We start from the raw sequence: 22,936 nt of genomic DNA on the forward strand, positions 1-22,936 counted from the left end.
GTACCCAACGCGGTTGAAACGACGCGCAGTTGAACGGCTTCAGTCGACCCCAGCCCTGGGCCACCGGGGCCATTTTTCGGCCAAGTTGGAAGTCCCACGGACACCAATAGTCCCGCTATGACAATGCTGGACATCCCCTCACTTGTGCGTGTACATGTGGATGCATTGATAGCGGCGCAGAATGACATGGGGGTTTGCGATGCTATTGAGCAGAATCGTCCAGTCGGAAAGCCGGCTGCCATGAGCGCCCCTCACCTGCCGAAAGTGGCTGGAATCGATCCAGCCGTTCCGTCTCCCGCGCACACTCATGCGCCTCTGCCCTCGCCCAGCGCCCACACCCCACCCGGAGCGGTGCTCCAGGACCGCCTCGCCGGCTGGGTCTCCGACCTCACCACGCTGCACGAACTCACCGAACGGCTCGCCCGCACCGCCGCCCTGGACGCGGCCCTGAACGAGCTCCTCAAGGCGGGCGCCGCCCTGGTCGGGGCCCGCAGGGGACTGGTCGTCCTGGAACCCGCCGACGGTCTGGGCCCCGCCAGCACGACCGGCCTGGGGCTCGCCCATGCCGACCTCGGACACATCGAGACCGTGCCGCGCAGCGCCACCGCGTACGGCAGGATCCTGGACGGCCTGCCCGACGCCGACGGCGGCCCCGACCTCATGGCGGACCCGGACGGCATCGACCCCCGCCACCGCGAGGTCGCCGCCCGCCTCGGCTACGCCGCCAGCTACGCGCTGCCCCTGACCACCGAGGGCTCCGGCCGGCTCGGCGCCGCCGTCTGGCTCTACGACGAGAGCGCGGAACCCGTCGAACGCCAGCGGCACCTGGTCGGGCTGTATCTGCGGTACGCGAGCGAACACCTGGCACGCCTGGTCGAACTGGACCGGGCCCGGGCCCATGTGGCCACCGTCGCCGAGGAACTGCTGCCCAGCCGGCTGCCCCGGGTCGCCCGGGTCCAACTCGCCGCCCGCCACCGCACGGGACCGCGCGGCGGCGGCGACTGGTACGACGCGCTGCCGCTGCCCGAAGGGGCGCTCGGCCTCGCGGTCGGCTCGGTCACCGGCGCCGGGCCGAGCGCCGTGGCCGCGATGGGCCGGCTGCGCGCGAGCCTGCGGGCGTACGCCGTCATGGAGGGCGAGGACCCCGTCGCCGTCCTCTCCGACCTCGAACTGCTGCTGCGCCTGACCGAGCCCGCCCGCTCGGCGACCGCCCTGTTCGCCTACTGCGAGCCGGCCCGGCGCAGCATCGTGCTCGCCGGGGCCGGGCACGCCCCGCCGCTGATCATCGGGGACCGGCGCACCGAGTTCGTGGAGACCTCGCTCTCGGCGCCGCTGGGCATGCTGGCCTGCTGGGAGGCGCCGAGCGTGGAGATCGCGCCCGAGCCAGGAGAAACGGTGCTGCTGTACACGGACGGCTTGCTGCACCGCACCGGCGACCCCATGGACCGCGCCTTCGCCCGGCTGCACGCGGCGGCCGCGAGCGTGCCGAGGTCGGTGCGGGACGACCCGGACGCCGTGCTCGACCACGTCCTGCGCACCGTGCTGCCCGACGGACTCGACGCGGCGGACGGCGCCGAGGACGTGGTGATGCTCGCGGCCCGCTTCGCCTAGCCGAGGTAACGGGCACTACGGCCCTGGACCCCCTTCCGTACGCCCGTACGATGGAGGACGGCCCAGTGTCGTATCAAGGAGCAGACGTGTCTGAGGAGCTCAGCCCGGCGACCCCGGAAGAGACCACCGACGAGAAGCCGATCCAGCAGCGGAAGAACGGCCTGTACCCGGGCGTCTCCGACGAGCTGGCGGAGAACATGAAGACCGGCTGGGCCGACACCGAGCTGCACGGCCTGGAGCCGATCGCGCAGGCCGGCCACACCGCCGACCGCCGCGCCGCGCTCTCCAAGCGCTTCCCGGGCGAGCGTCTGGTGATCCCCGCGGGCAACCTCAAGACCCGTTCCAACGACACCGAGTACAGCTTCCGCGCGTCCACCGAGTACGCGTACCTCACCGGCGACCGGACCGAGGACGGCGTACTCGTCCTGGAGCCCACGGCCGACGGACACGAGGCGACGCTCTATCTGCTTCCGCGGTCCAACCGCGAGAACGGCGAGTTCTGGCTGTCCGGCACGGGCGAGCTGTGGGTCGGCCGCCGCCACTCCCTCACCGAGGCCGAGCAGCTGCTCGGGCTGCCCGCCAAGGACGTCCGCGAGCTGGCCGCCGCCCTGACGGAGGCCACCGGCCCGGTCCGGTGCGTTCGGGGCCACGACGCCTCCATCGAGGCCGCGCTGACCGACAAGGTCACCGCCGAGCGCGACGAAGAGCTGCGGGTCTACCTCTCCGAGGCACGCCTGGTGAAGGACGCGTTCGAGATCGCGGAGCTGCAAAAGGCGTGCGACGCGACCGCCCGCGGCTTCGAGGACGTCGTCAAGGTGCTCGACAAGGCCGAGGCGACCAGCGAGCGCTACATCGAAGGAACGTTCTTCTTGCGCGCCCGCGTCGAGGGCAACGACATCGGCTACGGCTCGATCTGCGCCGCCGGCCCGCACGCCACCACGCTGCACTGGGTGCGCAACGACGGCGCGGTCCGCTCCGGCGACCTGCTGCTCCTGGACGCCGGCGTGGAGACCAACGAGCTCTACACCGCCGACATCACCCGCACCCTGCCGATCAACGGCACCTTCTCGCCGCTCCAGCGGAAGATCTACGACGCGGTGTACGAGGCCCAGGAGGCCGGCATCGCGGCGGTGAAGCCGGGCGCCCCCTACCGCGCCTTCCACGACGCCGCCCAGCGCGTGCTCGCCGAGAAGCTCGTCTCGTGGGGCCTGCTCGGCGACCTGGACGTCGACAAGGTCCTGGAGCTCGGCCTCCAGCGCCGCTGGACCCTGCACGGCACCGGTCACATGCTCGGCATGGACGTCCACGACTGCGCGGCCGCGCGCACCGAGACCTACGTCGGCGGCGACCTGGAGCCGGGCATGTGCCTCACGGTCGAGCCCGGCCTGTACTTCCAGGCGGACGACCTCACCGTGCCCGAGGAGTACCGGGGCATCGGCGTGCGGATCGAGGACGACATCCTGGTCACCGAGGACGGCAACACCAACCTGTCCGCCGCGCTGCCGCGCCGCTCGGACGAGGTCGAGGCGTGGATGGCCCGGATCAAGCAGGTCTGATCGGGCGCTGCGGCCGCTGCGGCACCAGGGTCAGCGCCGGGGGCGCGCCGCTCAGGACACCTTGAGCAGCGCGCCCTCGCGCCATTTCAGCATCTTGTCGAAGCTGACCACCGCGCCCCGGCCGGGCCGGTTCCTGAAGTGCACATGGTCGGCGAGTTGCTCGATCAGGCCGAGGCCCCGGCCGTGTTCGGCCAGGGCGCCGGTCCTGGCCGGCACGGGGGTGCGCCGGCCGCGCCGCGCCGGGAAGCCCGGACCCGAGTCGGCGACCTCGATGCGGCACTTCTCGCCGTCGAGATAGGCGGTCACCCGGTAGTCCGCCGACGCGCTGCCCGGCCCCGTCTCCCCGCCGTGCTCCACCGCGTTGGCGCAGGCCTCGCTGAGGGCGACCGACAGGTCGTAGGAGATGTCGGGGTCGACCCCGGCGGTCTCCATGGTGCCGATCAGAAGACGACGGGCGAGCGGAACGCTCGCAGCCTCGCGCCGCAAGTGCAGAGACCACCAGATGCTCATGCTCCAGCCTCCTGGCTGTGCCCGCGGCTCGACATAGTTCCTTCTCTCTACGGGCGCAGTATTGCCGCAAGACACCCTCCGTAAGCGCCCACTTGACGTGATGGCGCCCATTCGGCGGATGTACGCGCCCCGCACGCCGGTGTAAAGCCCCGGAACCCCCTCCTCCGTCGCCCGGAACCCCCCGCCCGTACCAAAGGGTGACCTTCCGGACCTGCCGTATGGGGCGGGTAAGCGGAGTGCGATGATGGCCCCGCCATGTCTCCCCTCCACGCCCCAGCAGGCGCCGGTCTCCGGCTGCTCCGGGCCGCGGTGTTCGCCGCGGTCTGCGTCGTGCTGTCCGCGATGGGGCACGTCATGGCGGCCTGTGCGAGCGTCCCCTGGTGGACGCTGCTCGCCGGTTTCCTCGGGGTGTTCGCGGTGGTGACACCGCTCGCAGGACGGGAGCGTTCGCTGGCGTCCATCGCGGGCGCTCTCGCGGCCGGACAGCTCGGCCTCCACACCCTCTTCGGCATCGGCCAGCACACGGCGGCCGCCTCCGGCGGCGGATCCGCCGGCGACCTGCCGCTGATCCACTTCGCCGCCAAGCTCATCTGCGGAAGCGGCGCCGCCACCCTCACCGCGGCGGACGCCCAGCGGATCGTCACGGACGCGGGCATCGATCCGGCCAGGATCACCGGCGCCGGACACGCCTCCATGGCCGGCATGGGCCACATGGGCCACATGTCCTCGATGGGACCGATACTGCCGGGCACCTCGGGCTCCGGCATGGAGTCGGCCTCGCTCGCCGCCTCGCTGCTGCCCACCCTGCCGATGCTGCTGTGCCATCTGCTCGCGGCGCTCGCCACGGGCTGGCTGCTGCGGCGCGGCGAGATCGCCCTGTTCGGGGCGGTGCGGCTGGCCGCGCAGTCCGTCACGGCCGTCGCCGAGGCCGCTTCCGTACGCTCCCTGCGCAGGGCCCTCGCCTTCGTGGGCGCCCTGTGCGCCGGGCTCTCGGCGGCCGCCGGGCACGGCCCGCGCATCGCCCACGGGGACCTCGGCCAGGCGGCTCCGCTGCCCGGGGCGGCACTCCAGCACTCGGTGATCAGGCGCGGGCCGCCCCCGGCGTACGCCCTCGCTGCCTGAACGCGGCCCACTCCCCTCACGTACCGCAGGAGTGGTGTCGCGGGTCCCCGTGCACCCGTGCGCGGTGGACGTACCCCACCCTTCCTGCTCACTGGAGTGTCTCTGCCATGAACGCTGTCCGTTCGCGCACCCGTGTCGCCCTCGTCGGTTCCGTCGCCGCGGGCTCCGTCCTGCTGCTCTCGGGAACGGCCTTCGCCCACGTCACCGTGCAGCCCGAGGGAGCGGCCGCCAAGGGCGGTTACGCCGTCGTCGACTTCAAGGTCCCCAACGAGCGCGACAACGCCAAGACGGTCAAGGTCGAGGTCAACCTGCCGACCGACCACCCGCTGGCGTCCGTCATGCCGCAGCCGGTGCCGGGCTGGAACGTCGAAGTCACCAAGTCCAAGCTCGACAAGCCGCTGACCGTGCACGGCAAGCAGATCAACGAGGCCGTCACCAAGGTGACGTGGAGCGGCGGCAGCATCGAGGCCGGCCAGTTCCAGAAGTTCCCGCTCTCCATCGGCTCGCTGCCCACCGACACCGACCAGCTGGTCTTCAAGGCGCTTCAGACCTACGACAACAACGAGGTCGTGCGCTGGATCCAGGAGCCGCAGAGCGGCGCGGCCGAGCCCGCGAACCCGGCGCCGACGCTCAAGCTGACGGCCGCCACCGCGGGCCACGGCGGCACGGCGCCCGCCGCCGACAAGGACGCGGCCGCCGCGAAGCCCGAAGCCTCTTCCTCCTCGAACACCGACACCACCGCCCGCGTCCTGGGCGGCGTGGGCATCGCCGTCGGCGTCGCCGGCGTGGCCTTCGGCGTGTTCGCCGGACGCCGACGCTCCGCGTAACCCGCCGCCTGCACCCCTCCGACCGGAAAAGACCGGAAAATCACCCCATGCGCACCAAGACCGCGCTGACTGCCGCCGCCCTGGCGGCGGCAGCGGCGCTCACCCTGACCGCGTGCGGCGGCAGCGGCGACAGTGGCTCCAACAGCCCCGTCGCCGATGTCTCCGCCCCGGCGAAGACCCAGGCCGCGACCGTGCTCGACCGGCCGTTCGCCAAGCCCGACTTCGTCCTCACCGACACCAGCGGCAAGAAGTTCGACTTCCGCGCCGAGACCAAGGGCAAGCCGACGCTCATCTACTTCGGCTACACCAACTGCCCGGACGTCTGCCCGCTCACCATGGGCAACATCGCCATCGCCAAGAAGGCGCTGCCCAAGGCCGACCAGGACAAGCTCCAGGTCGTCTTCGTGACGACCGACCCCGAGCGCGACACCCCCGCGTCGCTCGGCAAGTGGCTCAAGGGCCAGGACCCCTCCTTCATCGGGTTGACCGGCGACTTCGCCACCATCCAGAAGGGCGCCCGCCAGATCGGCATCGGCATCGACCCGCCCAGCAAGGACAAGGACGGCAAGGTCGTCTCCATGCACGGCGCCCAGGTCATCGCCTTCTCCCCCAAGACCGACCAGGGCTACGTCCTGTACGGCCAGGACGCGAAGGTCGACGACTACACCAAGGACCTGCCGAAGATCATCAAGGGGGAGAACCCGTGAACCGCCGCACCACCCACGCCGCCCGCTCGTCCGTCGCCGCCGTCATAGCCCTGTCCGCGGGCCTGGCCCTCGCGGGCTGCTCGGACAGCGCCGACGCCAAGCCGAAGCTCCAGGTGAGCGACGCGTTCATGCCGGTGCCGACCAGCGACATGGCCGGCGGCTTCCTCGTCGTCAAGAACGACGGCAAGACCGCCGACAAGCTCACCAAGGTCACCAGCGAGCTCTCCGACGACATCACCATCCACGAGACCAAGGACCAGAAGATGCAGGAGGTGAAGTCCTTCGACATCCCGGCGGGCGGCGAGCTGAACCTCGAACGCGGCGGCAACCACATCATGTTCATGGGTCTCAAGAAGAAGCCCCAGCAGGGCGAGAAGGTCACCGTGGAGCTGCACTTCGAGAAGGCCGACCCGGTCAAGGTCGACCTCGCGGTGAAGGAAGCCACCTACAACCCGAAGCACCACTGAGGCATCCAGAGGGACTTGAGGGACTGACATGACGGCCATCGCCCCACCCCTTCGAACCACCGCGAGCAGGCCGCTGACCAGGCTGGCGCTCATCACGGTGGCGCTGCTCGGCGCGCTGTTCGCGGGCGCCGCACCCGCGTCCGCGCACGCCGCGCTGACCAGCAGCGACCCGAAGGACGGGGCGGTGGTCGCCACCGCACCCGCACAGGTCGCCCTCACCTTCTCCGAGGGCGTCGCCCTGGACGCCAACTCCATCCGGGTCCTCGACCCCACCGGCAAGCGCTCGGACACCGCCGAACTCGTCAACCTGTGCAGCGGGGACGTCGTCAAGTACGGCGTCCGGCTGCGCACCGGCATCCCCAACGGCACCTACACGGTGGCCTGGCAGGCGATCTCCGCCGACAGCCACCCCGTCTCCGGCGCCTTCACCTTCTCCATCGGCGCCCCCTCCGCCACCACCGCGGTCCTGCCCACCCAGGAGGTCGGCGGCGGCCTCGTCGGCGCCCTCTACGGCATCGCCCGGTACGCGGCGTACGGCGGCTTCGTGCTCCTGGTCGGCGGCGCCGCGTTCGTGCTGGTCTGCTGGCGGCGCGGGGCGGGCGTGGGTCCCGTACAGCGGGTCGTGGTCGGCGGCTGGCTCACGATGACCGCCGCCACCCTCGCGATGCTGCTGCTTCGCACCCCCTACACCGGCTCCGGGAACCTCTCCGACGCCTTCGACCTGAACGGGCTGCGGGCCGTCCTGGAGACCAAGCCGGGCGCCGCGCTCATCTCCCGGCTGCTGCTGCTCGGCGCCGCCGCGCTGTTCGTCTCGGTCCTGTTCGGCGCGTACGCCAAGAGGGAGGACGAGGCCGAGAAGCAGGACCTCACCTTCGGCCTGGCCATCGGCGGCACCGTGGTCGCCGCCGGGCTCGCCGCGACCTGGGCGCTCGCCGAACACGCCTCGACCGGGCTGCAACCGGGCGTCGCCATGCCCGTCGACGTGCTGCACCTGCTGGCGGTGGCGGCCTGGCTGGGCGGACTCGTCACGCTGCTCGTCGTCCTGTACCGCGCGCCGGGCATCGAACGCGCCGCCGTGCTGCGGTTCTCACGCGTCGCGTTCTGGAGCGTGGCCGTCCTCGCGGCGACCGGCGTCTACCAGTCCTGGCGACAGGTCGGCGCCTGGTCGGCGCTCATCGACACCACCTACGGGCAACTCCTGCTGGTCAAGGTCGCCCTGGTGGCCGTCCTCGTCGCGACCGCCTCCTTCTCGCGGCGGTGGACCGCGCGCCTGTCCGAGCGGGCCGCGCCCGAGACCGAGGCCGCCGCGACCGTCGAGCAGCGCGCGAGCGAGCCGGAGCCCGTCACCGTCCCCGACGACGGCAAGGACGCCCAGCGGGCCGCCCAACTCGCGCGCCAGCGGGCCGCGATGAGCACCGCCCGCGAGAAGCGGATCCGCGACGCCGACCCGGAGCGGTCCGGGCTGCGCCGCACCGTCCTGGCCGAGGCCGGCATCGCCGTGGTGCTGCTCGCGGTCACCACGGTGCTGACCCAGACCGAACCCGGCCGCACCCAGCAGGCCGTGGACCGGGCCAGGGCCGGCTCCCAGGTCGCCGTCGCGGACCGGCCCGTCGACATCCGGCTGCCCTTCGACACCGGCGGCCAGAACGGCAAGGGCACCGTCAAGGTCACCCTCGATCCCGGCGGTACCGGCTCCAACGACCTGCACGTCTATCTCGAGGACCCGGCGGGCGCGCCGAAGGACGCCCCCGAGGTCAAGGTCGCCTTCACGCTCGCCGCCAAGTCCGTCGGGCCGCTGCCCGTCGCGCCCGACCGCATCACCGCCGGACACTGGAGCGCGAGCGGAGTGCAGATCCCGATGGCGGGCGACTGGCAGATCGCGGTGACCGTACGCACCTCCGAGATCGACGAGACCACCGTGGACAAGAATGTCAAGATCGGCTGAGTTGAACTGACATGAGCGAGACCAAGAACTCCGAGCGGGCCCCGGCCGCCTCCGCCGAGCCCGTCCTCGACCTCTCCCGGCGCAAGCTGCTCGCCACCGTGGGCGGGGTGGGCGCGGCGGGTCTGGCGCTGGGCGCGGCGGCCGGCGCCGGCGGGTACGCGGCCGTCGAAACCCCCGACGACACCAGCCCCTTGGCATCGGTCGGTTCCACGCAGGTGATGTTTCACGGGAAACATCAAGCGGGGATCAGCACTCCGCTTCAGTCCACCGGCCATCTGATCGCCTTCGACCTGGCCCCCGGCGCCGGACGCAAGGAGGCGGCCGCCCTGCTGCGCCGCTGGTCGGAGACGGCCAGGGCCCTGATGGCGGGCGAGCCCACGAGCAGCGGCGACACCGGCGTCGCCCTGGACGCCGGCCCTTCCTCGCTGACCGTCACCTTCGGCTTCGGCCACAGCTTCTTCGACCGTACGGGGATGGCCGACCGGCGCCCCGCACAACTGGACCCGCTGCCCGACTTCTCCGCCGACCAGCTCGACCCCAAGCGCTCCAACGGCGACCTGTGGGTGCAGATCGGCGCGGACGACGCCCTGGTCGCCTTCCACGCGCTGCGCGCCCTCCAGCGCGACGCCGGTTCCGCCGCGCGACCGCGCTGGCAGATGAACGGCTTCAACCGCACCCCGGGCGCCACCGAGAAGCCGATGACCGCCCGCAATCTGATGGGTCAGGTCGACGGCACCAACAATCCCAAGACCACGGACGCCGACTTCGAGCGGCGCGTCTTCGTGCCGGACACCGGACAGCCCGCCTGGATGGCGAACGGCTCCTACGCCGTCGTACGCCGGATCCGGATGCTCCTGGACACCTGGGAGAAGCTGCCGCTCACCGAGCAGGAGCAGGTGATCGGCCGCAAGAAGTCGAACGGCGCCCCTCTTTCGGGGGGTACGGAGACCACGAAGATGCGGCTCGACGCGTTCGGCCCGGACGGCAAGCCGGTCATCCCGGCCAACGCCCACGCCCGGATCGCCGCCCCGGAACAGAACGGCGGCGCGGCCATGCTGCGACGCGCCTTCTCCTTCCACGACGGCATCGCCGCCGACGGCACCCCGGACGCGGGTCTGCTCTTCGTCTGCTGGCAGGCCGATCCGCTCCATGGCTTCGTGCCGGTGCAGCGCAAGCTCGACCGGGGGGACGCCCTGTCCCCGTTCCTGCGGCATGAGGCGAGCGGCCTGTTCGCGGTGCCGGGCGGGCCCCGTGCGGGCGAATACGTGGGCCAGCGGCTGCTGGAGTCCTGAGGGAGGCCGGCCCCGGGTGGGGGTGGTCGATCGCTGCGTGCCCGTTACGTCGGGCCATTAGTGTGACGTCCATGTCCGCCACGCGATACACCTATCTGGGTCCCGAGGGCACGTTCACCGAGGCAGCCCTGCGCACCCTCCCCGAGGCCGCGACCCGTGAACTGGTCCCGATGGTCTCCGTGCCGGCCGCCCTGGACGCGGTGCGCAACGGGGACGCGGCGGCGGCCCTGGTCCCGATCGAGAACTCGGTGGAGGGCGGCATCACCACCACCCTGGACCAGCTGGTGTCGGGCGAGCCGCTGATGATCTACCGCGAGGTGCTGCTCTCCATCAAGTTCGCGCTGCTCGTCCGCCCGGGCACGACGCTGGCCGACATCAAGACGATCACCGCGCATCCGGCCGCCCAGCCCCAGGTCCGCAACTGGCTGAAGGCGAACCTGCCCGAGGCGCTCTGGGAGTCCTCGGCGTCCAACGCGGACGGCGCCCGCCTGGTCCAGGAGGGGCGCTACGACGCGGCGTTCGCGGGGGAGTTCGCGGCGGCGACGTACGGACTCGAACCGCTGATCACCGACATCCACGACGCGGTGAACGCGCAGACCCGCTTCGTCCTCGTCGGCCGACCGGCCCGCCCGGCGGCGCCCACCGGCGCGGACAAGACCTCGGTCGTCCTGTGGCAGCGCGAGGACCACCCGGGCGCCCTGCTCGAACTGCTCCAGGAGTTCTCGGTGCGCGGGGTCAACCTGATGCTGCTCCAGTCCCGGCCGACCGGTGAGGGCATCGGCAACTACTGCTTCGCCATCGACGCCGAGGGCCACATCTCGGAACGCCGGGTGGGGGAGGCGCTGATGGGGCTGCGGCGGATCTGCCCCGAGGTCCGCTTCCTCGGTTCGTACCCGAGGGCGGAGGTGACGCTCGACGACGTCGGGGTGCCGCGGGCGGGAACCTCGGACGCGGAGTTCGACGAGGCGGCGGAGTGGCTGGCCCGCTGCCAGGACGGGCGCCTCTAGGTCCGGGACGGCTTCGCGCCCGGTCCTACCTGCTGATTTTCCTTGTCCACAAAGTTATCCACAGGCCCGCTTCTCGACCTGTGGGTAAGTCGACAACACAACCGGACACAGTCGACAAATCCCTCTAGTGACGACACAACGGTCCACAGGCCGCCAGGGCATCCTCTGTCACCTCAATTCCATTGATCAACTCTTTAGAGCGAGTAATTCCCACCCGAATGAGTGTGTGGAACGGGTTTGGGAGGGGAATCCTCGGCCCCGCATGCGGCTTTCGGAACGATCTCTTCCGCAGTCCACAGATTCTCCACACAGCCTGTGGATAAGTATTCGGCGGTGCGCCCTTCTGTGGACAAGTCCGGGGCGCGACAAGGGAGTCGGTCAACGCCGGTCCGATGGGCGCCCCTTTCCGGGGAATAGCGACACTTTCCTTGACATCCGTCGGGCGCTCCGCCTGACGACCCGTCGGGAATTCCACGCCTACTTTTCCTAATGCGGTCAATTCGGACAAAGCGCCGCGCGGGTCGACGCCGCGCGGGATATCCGGTGGGGGGCCGCGAGTCCGCACCGGTAGCCTGGAGGGGTGATTGACCTTCGCCTGCTCCGTGAGGACCCCGACCGTGTTCGCGCCTCCCAGCGCGCCCGTGGAGAGGACGTCGCCCTCGTCGACGCCCTGCTCTCCGCCGACGAGCTGCGCAGGTCCTCGGGCCTCCGCTTCGACGAGCTGCGCTCCGAGCAGAAGGCGCTCGGCAAGCTCATCCCCAAGGCCACGCCGGACGAGCGCGCCGAGCTCCTGAAGAAGGCCGAGCAGCTCAAGACCGACGTCAAGGCCGCCGAGGCCGCGCAGAACGACGCCGACGAGCAGGCCAAGCAGCTCCTCCTCCAGCTGGGCAACATCGTCCACACGGACGTCCCCGTGGGCGGCGAGGAGGACTTCGTCGTCCTGGAGACGCACGGCACCATCCGCGACTTCGGCGCCGAGGGCTTCGAGCCCAAGGACCACCTGGAGCTCGGCGAGTCGCTGGGCGCCATCGACGTCGAGCGTGGCGCCAAGGTGTCGGGCTCGCGCTTCTACTACCTGACCGGCGTCGGCGCGCTCCTGGAGCTCGCCCTGGTCAACGCCGCGATCGCGCAGGCCACCGAGGCCGGGTTCATCCCGATGCTCACCCCCGCCCTGGTCCGCCCGCGCGCCATGGAGGGCACCGGTTTCCTCGGCCAGGCCGCCGAGAACGTCTACCACCTGGAGAAGGACGACTACTACCTGGTCGGCACCTCCGAAGTCCCGCTCGCGGCCTACCACATGGACGAGATCCTCGACGCGGACAAGCTGCCCCTGCGTTACGCCGGCTTCTCGCCGTGCTTCCGCCGCGAGGCCGGCACCTACGGCAAGGACACCCGGGGCATCTTCCGGGTCCACCAGTTCGACAAGGTCGAGATGTTCTCCTACGTCCACCCGGACGAGGCCGAGAACGAGCACAAGCGCCTTCTGGACTGGGAGAAGCAGTGGCTGACCGCCCTCGAACTGCCCTTCCAGGTGATCGACGTCGCCACCGGTGACCTCGGCGCCTCCGCCTCGCGCAAGTTCGACTGCGAGGCGTGGATCCCCACCCAGGGCAAGTACCGCGAGCTGACCTCGGCCTCCAACTGCGACGGCTTCCAGGCCCGGCGCCTGTCGGTCCGCATGCGCGAGACCGGTGACGGCAAGAGCAAGGTCGCCCCGCTGGCCACCCTGAACGGCACGCTGTGCGCCGTTCCGCGCACCATCGTGGCGATCCTGGAGAACCACCAGCAGGCCGACGGCTCGGTGCGGGTCCCGCCCGTGCTGCGGCCCTACCTGGGCGGGCGCGAGGTCCTGGAGCCGATCGCCAAGTGAGCACCGCCGTGGGCCGGGCCTTCCCGTACAAGCTGGTCGCGACCGATCTGGACGGGACGCTGCTGCGCTCCGACGGGACGGTCTCGCCGCGCACCCGCGAGGCGCTGGCCGCCGCCACCGCCTCCGGCGCCGCGCACATCGTGGTGACCGGCCGGGCGGTGCCCTGGACCCGCCACATCCTCGACGACCTCGGTTACGAGGGCCTCGCGGTGTGCGGGCAGGGCGCGCAGGTCTACCACGCCGGTGAGCACCGCCTCCTGACGTCGGTGACGCTCGACCGCCAGCTCGCCGGGCTCGCCCTGTCCAAGGTTGAGGCGGAGATCGGCCCCCTGGCGCTCGCCGCGAGCCGCGACGGCATCGACGGCGAAGTCCTGGTCGGCCCCGGCTACCAGGTCCAGGAAGGGCCCCTTCCGGTACGCCACTTCGAGGATCCGGCCGAGCTCTGGTCGGCCCCGCTGAACAAGGTCTACGTCCAGCATCCCGGGTACGACGACGACGCGCTGGCGCAGATCACGCGCCAGGTGGTCGGCAACCTGGTCGGCGTCGTCATGGCGGGCCCCGGCGTCGTGGAGATCCTTCCGCTGGGCCTCAGCAAGGCGACCGGCCTGCCCCTCGCCGCACGCCGGCTCGGCTGCAAGGCGGCGGACACGATCGCCTTCGGGGACATGCCGAACGACATCCCGATGTTCGGCTGGGCCGAGCACGGGGTGGCGATGGCCAACGCCCACGACGAACTCAAGGCCGTCGCCCACGAGATCACCGCCTCCAACGACGACGACGGCATCGCCGTGGTCCTTGAGCAGCTGCTCCAGGGCGCGCGCTGAGGGTGTGCCGCCGCTGACGGTGTGCCGCCGACGGTGTGAAGATCGAGACATGGGTAAGGGGCGTCCGCAATGGCGGGCGCCCCTTACCCATGGTGGAGGGGCGGCCTCGCGCTGACGCGCGCTCGAAGCGGCCGCCCCGGCAACCGGTCACGGGCGGCGGCCCGTCGAAGTGGCCGGTGCCACTCCGATGCCCGCCCCGCGAAGCCGCACCACGAGCCCGACGCAACCCGTCGTACGGCCGTCGTCCGGCGCGTACCTACAGGTCCTCGTCGTGCTCTGCCCCCGTGCTGCGGCCCGCGCCCGCCGTGCGCGGCTGCCTCAACCACTGTGCCCCGCACGGTCGTTGGGCGCCACCGGATTTCGCGTGGGCACGTCCCGGGTCAGCGGCCAGCACGCGAGACCGATGACCAGCGCGGTCACATGGCCGAGGTCGGTGAACGTGCCGCCGGTCGCGAGCGGGACGCCGAAGAACACGGCAAGCCCCACGAGATAGAGCCAGCGCCAGGGATGGGGCAGCCGGTACACGAGGATGCCCGCCGACGCGGCGAGCCCGTAACTGACCCCGATGTCCACCACATGGGACATGGCGTGCGCGAGCCGCTTGGGCAAGTGCTGGTTCTGGATCGACCACAGGACGTACTCCTGGCTGATCAGCGTCGCCACCACATGCCCCACGACGACCGTGCAGAGCCATCGCAGGGTGCCGAGCCAGCGCTCCACCGTGCCGTGGACGACCTCGAAGAGCACCAGGTAGAGCAGGAGCGAGGACGGGTTCTCGATCCAGAACGCGCTGGTGAACAGGGCCTGCACGGGGTGCTTGGTCAGCTCGTGGATGTTGCTGCTGTTGCGGTGCAGCAGGAAGTGTTCAAGGTCCCGCGTGGAGAGCTGGATGACGAGGCTGGTGAGGGCGATGACCAGCAGCCAGAGGTGCGTCCCGGGCGTGGAACGCACCCACGAACGGACCGGCCGCGAGCGCTCGGCGCCACGGGGGAGCAGGGTCGTCATCCCTAGATGATGGCCCGGAACCCTGTGTGGCACGCGGAGAGCCACGGGGGAACGACGGAACAAACGGAAGCGCGGGCCGGCGGAACGGCGGCCGGGCGCCGGACGGCCGGGGAGCCAGAGCGGGTGAGGTCGGCGCGAGTCGGTGCGAGGTCGGCGCGAGGTCGGCGCGAGGGCCAGTTGTAGGATGACTGGGCAACCGGGTGAATGACGAAGGGAGTGGGTGGGCGTGGCCCTCAGAACGGCGGGACGACAGTCCCTGGTGGACACCGTGGTCGATCAGCTGAAGGCCCAGCTGACCAACGGCGAGTGGGCGGTCGGCGACCGCATCCCGACCGAGCACGAGCTGGCCGAGCAACTGGCCGTCGGCCGCAACACGGTCCGCGAGGCGGTCCGCGTCCTGGTCCACGCGGGCCTGCTCGAATCCCGCCAGGGCAACGGCACCTTCGTACGCTCCACGGCCGACCCTTCCGCCGTCCTCCAGGGAATCCGCGCGGCCGACACCCTTGACGTTCTCGAACTCCGCGTCGCTCTGGAGGCCGAAGCCGCCCGGCTCGCCGCCGAACGCCGCGACACCGCCGACATGGTGGCCCTGCGCGGCGCCCTGCGAACCCTGCGGGAACACGGCGACCGCGCCGCCGACGCCGACATGGCGTTCCACCTGGGCGTGGTGCAGGCCACCCACAACCCGGCCTTCATCGAGGTGTACCGGTTCTTCTCGGTGCAGGTGCACGAAAGTCTGATCACGTCGCTGCGCGACCAGGAGATGCCGGCGATCGACCTCGACACGCACGAGGCGCTGGTCGACGCGATCGAGAGCGGCGACCCCGCGGCTGCGGAGCGCGCGGTACGCGAACTCCTCCGCGAGCCGCTGGCCGCGGTACGGGCGTTGGCGGTACGGGGGTAGGACCCCGCCCCCACCCCCTCCCAACTCCTCCCGCCAACTCCTCCCCTCCAACTCCTCCCCAAGGAAAGGTGCTTGTTTTGTCACGCCCGGATGTTGATCGTTTGCTGCTGCCCGACGCCGAGGCCGACGTACGGCCATCGCCTCAGGGCATTGCCGCGCGCCGGGCTCTGCTGGCGCATCCGGTGGTGCTGCTGGTCGGGATCGTGCTGGCATCGGTGAACATGCGGGCGGCCCTGGCCAGCGTCTCGCCGCTGGTGAGCGACATCAGCGAGTCGTTCGGGCTGTCGTCGACCGCGAGCAGCCTGGTGACCTCCGTGCCCGTGCTCTTCCTCGGGCTCGGCGCCCTGGTGGCTCCCTGGCTGGCGCGCCGCTTCGGAACCGAGCCGGTGCTCCTGTTCGCCCTGCTGCTCCTGGCCGTCGGCATCCTGGTGCGGGTGGCGCCCTCGACCGTGGCGCTGTACGGCGGTGGCGTACTGGTCGGCACGGCGATAGCCCTGCTCAACGTGTTGATGCCCGGCCTGATCAAGCGGGACTTCCCGGACAGGGCGGCGTCGATGACGTCGGTCTACACCGGGGCGATGATCGCGGGCGCCACCGTGGTGGCAGCGTCGTCGGTGCCGCTGGAGAAGGCGTTCGGAGACAGCTGGGAAGCCTCACTGGCGGTCTGGTCGCTGCTCGCGGTCCTCGCGGCGGTGGCCTGGCTGCCGCAGGTGCTGATCGCCCGCGGCCGTACGGGGCACGAGGTGCGGGTCACGAGCGGGGCGGCTTCGCACTCGACCGGAAGGGGTACGACGGGCGGGTCGGCGGCTCTCGGGTCGTCGTCCGACGGAAAGAGCGTGTGGCGCTCGGCGCTCGCCTGGCAGGTCACCTTCTTCATGGGGCTCCAGTCGCTCTGGTCGTACGTGTTGATCGCCTGGATGCCGACGATCTTCACGGACCACGGGATGAGCCGCTCCACGGCGGGCGTGATCTTCGCGTTCAACAACCTGATCCAGGTGGCGGGCGCCTTCGCCGTGCCGCTCCTCGCCGGCCGGATGCGCAGCCAGCGCCCGCTGATCGTCCTGGTCACCTCGTTGGTCGCGGCCGGCTATGTGGGCCTGATGGTCGCCCCGGTGAGCGGCGCCTGGCTGTGGGCGGGGGTCCTCGGGATCGGGCAGGGCGGCGCGGTCGGCCTGGCCCTGACGCTGATCGTGCTGCGCTCCGGCGACGCCCGCACCGCGGCCAGGCTCTCCGGCATGGCCCAAACGGTGGGCTACCTGCTGGCGGCCGTCGGCCCCCTTACGGCCGGCGCCGTGCACCAGGCGACGGGCGGCTGGACCGTGCCGATCGCCCTGGTACTCGGCGTATGCGCGGCGGCCCTGGCCGTGGGCCTCTTCGCGGCCCGGGACCGAACGGTCTAGCCGCGCATGCGCGCTGAAAGGTCTGTTCCCAACAGGTGTTCCCCGGATGCGTGACTTGTACGAAAGTCCGCTCGTTGACCACCGTGCGTGGAGGCAACTGGGGTTAGTGGCGTCGTACCTTTCGTGAATTTGGGGATTGCCGGTCGCGGGACAAGGACCGGTCATTGAGTCAGTGGCGTAGATGAGCGGACCTCCACCCCCGCTGCCCGGGGTTGGGGCGTCCAAGACATCCGGCACACGACCATGAACGGAAGGCCGACCATGCCATCCGAAGTCGCCCTACTCGAATCGCGCACCTTGCGCGCCGACCACCTGGGACGCATTGACGTCCTGGAGAAGGTCAAGGCGTTGCGGGTGCTACCCGATGGCGTCCACTTGTCCACAGATGCTGTGGCCCTGTACTTCGCCGTCCCCACAGAGGCCGTCAACAGTGTCGTCAGGCGTTACCGGGACGAGCTGCACGACAACGGGATGCGCACCCTGAAGGGTGCTGAGCTGCAAGTCTTTGAAATGGCTAACTTGGCCATTTCAAAAGACGGAGAACCGGCAAGTTATCCACAGGGCAGGGCCCACCTCAGGCTCTTCACCCGCCGAACCGTCCTCAACATAGCCATGCTTCTTCGCGACAGCGAAGTCGCCCGGTGTGTGCGGACGTACCTCCTCGACACCGAGCAGTCCCCCCGGACCGTCATCGCGAGCGACCCCCGCTACGACGGCCTTGACCGCCGGGTCGCCGACCTGGAGGGCTCCATGGCCCGGGTCGGACCCGCGCTCCAGGAACTGGGTCCGGTGCTGAACCGGATGTCCGTGCGGCTGGAGTCCATGGACCGGCGGATGTCCTCGATGGACCAGCGGATGACAGCGATGGACCATCGCATGGAGGAGATGGACCACCGCATGGAGCGGATGGACACTCGGCTGGAGCGGATGGACGGTCGCCTTGAGCAGGTCGACCGCCGGCTCGACGCCACCAACCGCGTGGTCGGGGCCATGAGCGTGCGGCTCACGGATCTCTCCGGGGATGTCGCCGACCTCCAGCGGCGCCTTCCCCCTCCGCCGTGCCCGCGTCGCAAACGCCGCAGGTAGCGAAGGAGCCCCCGGGCGGCCCGCACCAGGAGGTGATAGCTCTCCCCCGTGGTGTCGTCCGCCCCGCACACAACAGGCGGTGCCCGGCGGCGAGTTGACGCCGGGCACCGCCCTTGGCCGGGGAAGCCCCCGTTACTCCTCCCCGGCCAGCTTGAGGGTGCGCAGCTTGCGGCCCGCGTACCAGGTGGCCGCGGCCGTCACTCCCACCAGCAGGATCACCGCGAGCGGCAGCCCCACGTCGGAGGAGATCACGCCGTTCTCGCCGATGCGCTGGGCCAGCGCGAGGGACCACTGCTGGACGCTGAGCGTGCGCGCGCCGGGCACCAGGTTGCCGAACAGCGACTCCCAGACCAGCGCGTACACCAGCCCGAAGACCACCGCGTGGCGGGTAACGGTGCCGAGCAGCAGGAAGACGGCGGCGTACGCGATGGAGGCGACCAGGGCCGCCACGGTGTAGGCGATCGCGATCTGCTGGCCGTTGCCGTTGAGGATGAGCCCGGCGATCAGCGTGGGGATCGCGGAGAACGCCATCGTCACGGCGATCGCGACGATCAGCTTGGTGAAGATGATCGTCGATCGTTTCACCGGTTTGGCCAGCAGGTACACGATCGAGCCGTCGTCGATCTCCGGGCCGATGGCGCCGGTGCCGGCGATGACGCCGATCAGCGGCACCATCGTGGCCAGCGCGAACCCGCCGAGCAGGTCGGCGGTGACCTGGTCGTCGGCTCCGCTGAAGGAGCGGACGGCCGCGGCGATCACGATCAGCAGGGCGGGCAGGACGAAGAGAATGGCGGCCCGGCGGCGGCCGAGCAGGGCTCGGTAGGTGAGCCGGGCGACGGTCGGGTTGTACATGGGAACGTCACCGCTCCTTTCTGGAGGCGCTCAGGCCGCTACGAGGTAGGAGAAGACGGATTCGAGGGACTCGTCGGAGGGCGAGACCGTCAGCAGGCGGATGCCGTTCGCCTTGGCCACCTGCGGGAGCAGCGTGGTGAACCGGCCGAAGTCGACGGCCTGGATGCGCAGCGCGCCTTCCTTGAGGTCCACCTCGATCCCGGCGGTCGAGGGGTCGGCGATCAGCGCCGCGGCCAGCGCGCGGTCGTCGCTGGAGCGGATCAGATAGCGGTGCGGCCGGTCCGTCATGAGGCGGCGGATCTTGCGGAAGTCGCCGCTGGCCGCGTGCCGTCCGGCCACGATGACCTCGATGTGCGAGGCCAACTGCTCGACCTCTTCGAGGATGTGGGAGGAGAACAGGACCGTGCGGCCCTCGGCCCCCATCCGCCGCAGCAGTTCCATGAGTTGCATGCGCTGGCGCGGGTCCATGCCGTTGAACGGCTCGTCGAGGAGCAGCACCGAGGGGTCGTGGACGAGGGCGGACGCCATCTTGACGCGCTGGCGCATGCCCTTGCTGTAGGTCTGGATCTTGCGGTCCTGGGCGTACTCCATCTCGACCGTCGCCAGTGCCCGGTCGGCCTCACGGGCGCCCAGGCCGTGCAACTCGGCGTTGGCGACGACGAATTCGCGGCCCGTCAGGAAGTCGTACATGGCCTCCCGCTCGGGAACGATGCCGACCGTGCGGTAGACGGACTCGTTGCGCCAGATCTGGGCGCCGTCGAGCGTGACCGTTCCCGTGGAGGGGGCGAGGAAACCACCCATCATGTTGATGAGCGTGGACTTTCCGGCGCCGTTGGGGCCGAGCAGCCCGGTCACGCCGGGGCCGATCGTCATGGTGACGTCGTTGACCGCCACCACGTTGCCGAACCAGCGGGAGGCGTGATCGATGTCGATGGTGGTCACAGCCCGACCTTCCGGTAGCGGCGCATCAGCACGGCGTAGGAGCCGAGGATGAGCGCGAGGACGACGAGCAGGTAGACCACTCCGGTGCCAGAGCCGGGGCCGTGGCCGCCGGGGAAGGCGGAGCTCGACCCGAGGAACGCGGTCTGTACGCCGTCGATGAGCGTGATGGGGGAGAACAGGCCCAGCCACTGGACGGCGCCGGGCGAGCCCTGATTGAAGGCGATGGCCTGCACCGCGGAGACCGCCCCGAAGGACACGGTCAGTACGGCGATGACGGCGGCGACTCCGAAGCCGCGGCGCGGCGTCAGCGCGGCGATGACCAGGCCGAGGCCCGCGAAGAGGAGCGAGAGCAGTGCCACCGAGACCAGCCCCTGGGCGAACCCCTTGGTCTGGTCCGCGAAGTCGAGTTTGGCGAGCAGGGAGCCGATGTAGAGGACCACCAGCGGCGCGCCCGTGATGATGAACAGGGCCGACGCCATGGCGGCGTACTTGGCGAGGACGTAGTCGACGCGCTCGATCGGCCGCGAGAAGTACAGCGGCACGGTCTTGAAGCGCAGGTCGCGCGAGACCGTCTGGGGTGCCTGGGCCGCGATGAACAGTCCGATGACGGCCTGGAGGTAGATCGCGTACCGCGTGTACTGCACGGGGAGGTCGGTGACCTTGGTGACGACGGTGACCGCGACCATGATCGCGGCGGGCACGCACATCACCGCGAACAGCAGCATGGGCAGCACCTTGGACTTGGCGCTGCGGCCCAGTCCGTAGGCGCCGCGCAGCGACTGTGAGAAGAGTGAGCGGCGGGCGTAGGCCCGGCCCAGGCGCGGCCCGTCGTAGCTGCGGTAGCCGATGTTGTGGATCTGGGTCTGGGCGCTGTCAGTTGCCATCGCGGCCGTTTCCCTTCTGCTCGGCGCCGGCGGCGGTGGCCGCGGTGGCCGCCCAGGCGGCGGCGCGTTCGGAGACCGGCTCCCGCGTCGGCGTCTGGAACACCTCGATGATGTGGTGGCGGCGCTGTTCCATCCGTACGAGTCCGAGGCCCAGGTGGGCCACGGTGTCGCGGACCGTGTCGTAGATGTCCTCGCCAGTGGCCTCGACGAGCAGGATGTGGCCGGCGCCCGGCAGGCCGTCCTCGACCCCCGCGTGCAGCGTGACCCCGGCTTCGGTGAGGGCCTTGCGCACCGCTTCCGTGCCGTCGGTGTGGGTTTCGGAGTCGGTGACCTCGACGGCCAGGGTGGTCGTGGTCTGGGTGAAGTCGCTGGTGGAGCTGGAGCGCAGCAACTGGCCGCCGTCGATGACGACGACGTGGTCGCAGGTGCGTTCCAGCTCGCCCAGGAGGTGTGAGGTGACCAGGACCGAGATGCCGAAGTCGGTGTGGATGCGGCGGATCAGGCCGAGCATCTCGTCGCGGCCGACCGGGTCGAGTCCGTTGGTCGGCTCGTCGAGGAGGACCAACTGCGGGTCGTGGACGAGGGCTTGGGCCAGCTTGACCCGCTGTTTCATACCGGTCGAGTAGCCGCCGATCGGCCGGTACCGCTCCTCGTAGAGGCCCACGTGGCGCAGCGTGTCGGCGGTGCGTTCGCGGGCCGCGGTGGCCGGCAGGCCCGACATGCGCGCCATGTGCACGACGAACTCGGTGGCAGAGACGTCGGGCGGCAGACAGTCGTGTTCCGGCATGTAGCCCACCCGCTCGCGGATGGCGCCGCCGCTGGTCGCCACGTCGAGGCCGAGCACGGCGGCGGTGCCCTCCGTGGCGGGCGAGAGACCAAGAAGAATCTTGATCAACGTGGACTTGCCGGCTCCGTTGGCGCCCACGAGCCCGGTCACTCCGGGGCCGATGTCCAACGAGAGCCGGTCAAGCGCGGTCACCCTGGGGAACCGCTTGCTCAGGCTTTCGGTCGCGATCACAGTCACGTCATCGACGGTAGTGGCGCAGGACACAGCAATCGTCAGCCCAGACGGCTGGATCGATGTCCGACTCCAGAGGTACGGCCCCGTAGGGGAACCCGTACGTGAGGCGGACGGCTCACCGTCCCGGGCGACCGGGTTGTCCACAACCGGCCGGTTGTCCACAGGCTGACGCAGGACCCTTGACGCAGCCGCCGGGCATTGTCACATTCATCAGTGTCAAGTTACGCACGCGTAGGGCGACAGAGGGTGGACGGATGCCGACGGCAGTGAAGGCTGGACCCGACGCGCGGCTGCGCGGGTTCCGCGAAGTGCAGAGCCTGGCGTACGAGTGCGCGGAGGCGGTGGCCGGCCAGCTCAAGCCGGGGGTGACCGAGCGCGAGGCCGCGCGGATGCAGCGGGAGTGGCTGCGCGAGCGGGGCGTGCGCGACTGGTTCCATCTGCCGTTCGCCTGGTTCGGTGACCGCACGGCGTTCGTGAACTTCCGCGTCCCGTTGCAGTTCTTCCCCACCAACCGGCGCCTGGAGGCGGGGATGCCGTTCATCCTCGACATGGCCCCGGTCTACAAGGGTTACACCGCGGACATCGGCTACTCGGGCTGTCTGGGGCTCAACCCCGTGCACGACCGGCTGCTCGCCGACCTGGAGGCGCACCGCGCCCTCATCCTGCGGGAGGTGCGCGAGAAACGGCCGCTGCGCGAGATCTACGAGGACGTTGACCGGCTCATGGTCCGCCAGGGCTACGCCAACCGGCACCGCGCCTATCCCTTCGGCGTGATCGCCCACAAGATCGACCGGGTGCAGGAACGCCGCTGGTCACCCCACGTCTTCGGCTTCGGAACCCAGGCACTGAAGGGTCTGGCGAGCGACGCGCTGCACGGCCACCGGGACGGCTGGTCGCCGCTCTGGTCCCCCTACCGGTTCTCCGACCACCCGCCGCGACCCGGGCTGTGGGCGGTCGAGCCGCACCTCGGTTTTCGGGGTACCGGCGCGAAGTTCGAGGAGATCCTGGTCGTCACCGACTCCCAGGACCCCGAGCAGAGCGCCTTCTGGCTGGACGACGATCTGCCGCATGTGCGGCGCTGGGCCGAGGAGAAGGCGGCGTGAG

General features: G+C 70.6%; 21 protein-coding genes. 15 read left to right on the forward strand and 6 right to left on the reverse strand.

The window, feature by feature from the left end; all coding sequences use genetic code 11:
- The first annotated feature begins 123 nt into the window (after window positions 1-123).
- Window positions 124-1,611 (forward strand): PP2C family protein-serine/threonine phosphatase, encoded by a 1,488-nt coding sequence (locus DWB77_RS18940; protein ID WP_120722364.1) that lies wholly within the window; start codon window positions 124-126, stop codon window positions 1,609-1,611.
- Window positions 1,612-1,697: 86 nt separating this feature from the next.
- Window positions 1,698-3,167 carry an aminopeptidase P family protein gene (locus DWB77_RS18945; RefSeq protein WP_120722365.1) on the forward strand — a complete coding sequence of 490 codons (1,470 nt, stop codon included), beginning with the start codon at window positions 1,698-1,700 and terminating at the stop codon, window positions 3,165-3,167.
- A 51-nt stretch (window positions 3,168-3,218) separates the two neighbouring features.
- Here DWB77_RS18945 and DWB77_RS18950 read toward each other — a convergent pair whose 3' ends face one another.
- Window positions 3,219-3,677, reverse strand: coding sequence for an ATP-binding protein (locus DWB77_RS18950; RefSeq protein WP_120722366.1), 459 nt, complete (start codon window positions 3,675-3,677; stop codon window positions 3,219-3,221).
- A gap of 255 nt (window positions 3,678-3,932) precedes the next feature.
- Between DWB77_RS18950 and DWB77_RS18955 the strand changes: the two genes are divergently transcribed.
- From DWB77_RS18955 to DWB77_RS18995, 9 genes are all read left to right on the forward strand, one after another.
- Window positions 3,933-4,799 carry a hypothetical protein gene (locus DWB77_RS18955; RefSeq protein ID WP_120722367.1) on the forward strand — a complete coding sequence of 289 codons (867 nt, stop codon included), beginning with the start codon at window positions 3,933-3,935 and terminating at the stop codon, window positions 4,797-4,799.
- Window positions 4,800-4,906: 107 nt separating this feature from the next.
- On the forward strand, window positions 4,907-5,626 hold the full coding sequence (locus DWB77_RS18960; RefSeq protein ID WP_120722368.1) for a YcnI family protein: 720 nt from the start codon (window positions 4,907-4,909) through the stop codon (window positions 5,624-5,626).
- A 47-nt stretch (window positions 5,627-5,673) separates the two neighbouring features.
- Window positions 5,674-6,333: an SCO family protein gene (locus DWB77_RS18965; protein ID WP_120722369.1), complete on the forward strand. Its 660-nt coding sequence runs from the start codon at window positions 5,674-5,676 to the stop codon at window positions 6,331-6,333.
- Window positions 6,330-6,800, forward strand: a complete 471-nt coding sequence (locus tag DWB77_RS18970; protein ID WP_120722370.1) for a copper chaperone PCu(A)C — start codon at window positions 6,330-6,332, stop codon at window positions 6,798-6,800. The genes DWB77_RS18965 and DWB77_RS18970 overlap by 4 nt, the downstream gene beginning before the upstream one ends.
- 28 nt (window positions 6,801-6,828) lie before the next feature.
- The gene (locus tag DWB77_RS18975) at window positions 6,829-8,745 is read left to right on the forward strand and encodes a copper resistance CopC/CopD family protein (protein ID WP_120722371.1); all 1,917 of its coding nucleotides are present in this window, start codon (window positions 6,829-6,831) and stop codon (window positions 8,743-8,745) included.
- Window positions 8,746-8,756: 11 nt separating this feature from the next.
- A complete protein-coding gene (efeB, locus tag DWB77_RS18980; RefSeq protein WP_120722372.1) occupies window positions 8,757-10,037 on the forward strand; it encodes an iron uptake transporter deferrochelatase/peroxidase subunit in 1,281 nt (426 codons plus the stop codon).
- 71 nt (window positions 10,038-10,108) lie between these two features.
- Window positions 10,109-11,044: a prephenate dehydratase gene (gene pheA / locus DWB77_RS18985; protein WP_120722373.1), complete on the forward strand. Its 936-nt coding sequence runs from the start codon at window positions 10,109-10,111 to the stop codon at window positions 11,042-11,044.
- A gap of 580 nt (window positions 11,045-11,624) precedes the next feature.
- On the forward strand, window positions 11,625-12,914 hold the full coding sequence (gene serS, locus DWB77_RS18990; RefSeq protein WP_120722374.1) for a serine--tRNA ligase: 1,290 nt from the start codon (window positions 11,625-11,627) through the stop codon (window positions 12,912-12,914).
- Entirely contained in the window at window positions 12,911-13,738 is an 828-nt protein-coding gene (locus tag DWB77_RS18995) for an HAD family hydrolase (protein WP_174248579.1), read from the forward strand. The genes serS and DWB77_RS18995 overlap by 4 nt, the downstream gene beginning before the upstream one ends.
- A 318-nt stretch (window positions 13,739-14,056) precedes the next feature.
- Here DWB77_RS18995 and DWB77_RS19000 read toward each other — a convergent pair whose 3' ends face one another.
- Window positions 14,057-14,743 carry a rhomboid-like protein gene (locus tag DWB77_RS19000; protein ID WP_120722375.1) on the reverse strand — a complete coding sequence of 229 codons (687 nt, stop codon included), beginning with the start codon at window positions 14,741-14,743 and terminating at the stop codon, window positions 14,057-14,059.
- A gap of 226 nt (window positions 14,744-14,969) precedes the next feature.
- Between DWB77_RS19000 and DWB77_RS19005 the strand changes: the two genes are divergently transcribed.
- The 3 genes from DWB77_RS19005 (at window position 14,970) to DWB77_RS19015 (ending at window position 18,133) form a co-directional block, all read left to right on the forward strand.
- A complete protein-coding gene (locus DWB77_RS19005; protein ID WP_120722376.1) occupies window positions 14,970-15,647 on the forward strand; it encodes a FadR/GntR family transcriptional regulator in 678 nt (225 codons plus the stop codon).
- A gap of 101 nt (window positions 15,648-15,748) precedes the next feature.
- On the forward strand, window positions 15,749-17,047 hold the full coding sequence (locus DWB77_RS19010) for a CynX/NimT family MFS transporter (protein WP_428985131.1): 1,299 nt from the start codon (window positions 15,749-15,751) through the stop codon (window positions 17,045-17,047).
- Window positions 17,048-17,308: 261 nt separating this feature from the next.
- Window positions 17,309-18,133, forward strand: a complete 825-nt coding sequence (locus DWB77_RS19015; protein ID WP_342777976.1) for a hypothetical protein — start codon at window positions 17,309-17,311, stop codon at window positions 18,131-18,133.
- Between the two features lie 132 nt (window positions 18,134-18,265).
- On the opposite strand, the gene DWB77_RS19020 is transcribed toward DWB77_RS19015, so the two are convergent.
- Genes DWB77_RS19020 through DWB77_RS19035 form a run of 4 tightly spaced genes read right to left on the reverse strand, consistent with a single transcriptional unit; the run spans window position 18,266 to window position 21,829 of the window.
- A complete protein-coding gene (locus DWB77_RS19020) occupies window positions 18,266-18,985 on the reverse strand; it encodes an ABC transporter permease (RefSeq protein ID WP_120722377.1) in 720 nt (239 codons plus the stop codon).
- A gap of 30 nt (window positions 18,986-19,015) precedes the next feature.
- A complete protein-coding gene (locus DWB77_RS19025) occupies window positions 19,016-19,927 on the reverse strand; it encodes an ABC transporter ATP-binding protein (protein ID WP_120722378.1) in 912 nt (303 codons plus the stop codon).
- The gene (locus tag DWB77_RS19030) at window positions 19,924-20,811 is read right to left on the reverse strand and encodes an ABC transporter permease (RefSeq protein ID WP_120722379.1); all 888 of its coding nucleotides are present in this window, start codon (window positions 20,809-20,811) and stop codon (window positions 19,924-19,926) included. The genes DWB77_RS19025 and DWB77_RS19030 overlap by 4 nt, the downstream gene beginning before the upstream one ends.
- On the reverse strand, window positions 20,801-21,829 hold the full coding sequence (locus DWB77_RS19035; protein WP_120722380.1) for an ABC transporter ATP-binding protein: 1,029 nt from the start codon (window positions 21,827-21,829) through the stop codon (window positions 20,801-20,803). Before DWB77_RS19035 ends, DWB77_RS19030 begins: the two co-directional genes overlap by 11 nt.
- A gap of 257 nt (window positions 21,830-22,086) precedes the next feature.
- On the opposite strand from DWB77_RS19035, the gene DWB77_RS19040 reads away from it, so the two are divergent.
- Entirely contained in the window at window positions 22,087-22,935 is an 849-nt protein-coding gene (locus DWB77_RS19040; RefSeq protein ID WP_120722381.1) for a M24 family metallopeptidase, read from the forward strand.
- Window position 22,936: the final 1 nt, after the last annotated feature.

This window comes from Streptomyces hundungensis, assembly GCF_003627815.1.
Classification (GTDB): Bacteria; Actinomycetota; Actinomycetes; order Streptomycetales; family Streptomycetaceae; genus Streptomyces; species Streptomyces hundungensis_A.

Excerpts from the sequence above, each read along its gene's own strand:
- DWB77_RS18940 (WP_120722364.1), top strand. The coding sequence starts at position 124 with ATGCTGGACATCCCCTCACTTGTGCGTGTACATGTGGATGCATTGATA.
- DWB77_RS18950 (WP_120722366.1), bottom strand. The coding sequence starts at position 3,677 with ATGAGCATCTGGTGGTCTCTGCACTTGCGGCGCGAGGCTGCGAGCGTT.
- DWB77_RS18955 (WP_120722367.1), top strand. The coding sequence starts at position 3,933 with ATGTCTCCCCTCCACGCCCCAGCAGGCGCCGGTCTCCGGCTGCTCCGG.
- DWB77_RS18960 (WP_120722368.1), top strand. The coding sequence starts at position 4,907 with ATGAACGCTGTCCGTTCGCGCACCCGTGTCGCCCTCGTCGGTTCCGTC.
- DWB77_RS18965 (WP_120722369.1), top strand. The coding sequence starts at position 5,674 with ATGCGCACCAAGACCGCGCTGACTGCCGCCGCCCTGGCGGCGGCAGCG.
- DWB77_RS18975 (WP_120722371.1), top strand. The coding sequence starts at position 6,829 with ATGACGGCCATCGCCCCACCCCTTCGAACCACCGCGAGCAGGCCGCTG.
- efeB (WP_120722372.1), top strand. The coding sequence starts at position 8,757 with ATGAGCGAGACCAAGAACTCCGAGCGGGCCCCGGCCGCCTCCGCCGAG.
- pheA (WP_120722373.1), top strand. The coding sequence starts at position 10,109 with ATGTCCGCCACGCGATACACCTATCTGGGTCCCGAGGGCACGTTCACC.
- DWB77_RS19000 (WP_120722375.1), bottom strand. The coding sequence starts at position 14,743 with ATGACGACCCTGCTCCCCCGTGGCGCCGAGCGCTCGCGGCCGGTCCGT.
- DWB77_RS19015 (WP_342777976.1), top strand. The coding sequence starts at position 17,309 with ATGCCATCCGAAGTCGCCCTACTCGAATCGCGCACCTTGCGCGCCGAC.
- DWB77_RS19020 (WP_120722377.1), bottom strand. The coding sequence starts at position 18,985 with ATGTACAACCCGACCGTCGCCCGGCTCACCTACCGAGCCCTGCTCGGC.
- DWB77_RS19030 (WP_120722379.1), bottom strand. The coding sequence starts at position 20,811 with ATGGCAACTGACAGCGCCCAGACCCAGATCCACAACATCGGCTACCGC.
- DWB77_RS19040 (WP_120722381.1), top strand. The coding sequence starts at position 22,087 with ATGCCGACGGCAGTGAAGGCTGGACCCGACGCGCGGCTGCGCGGGTTC.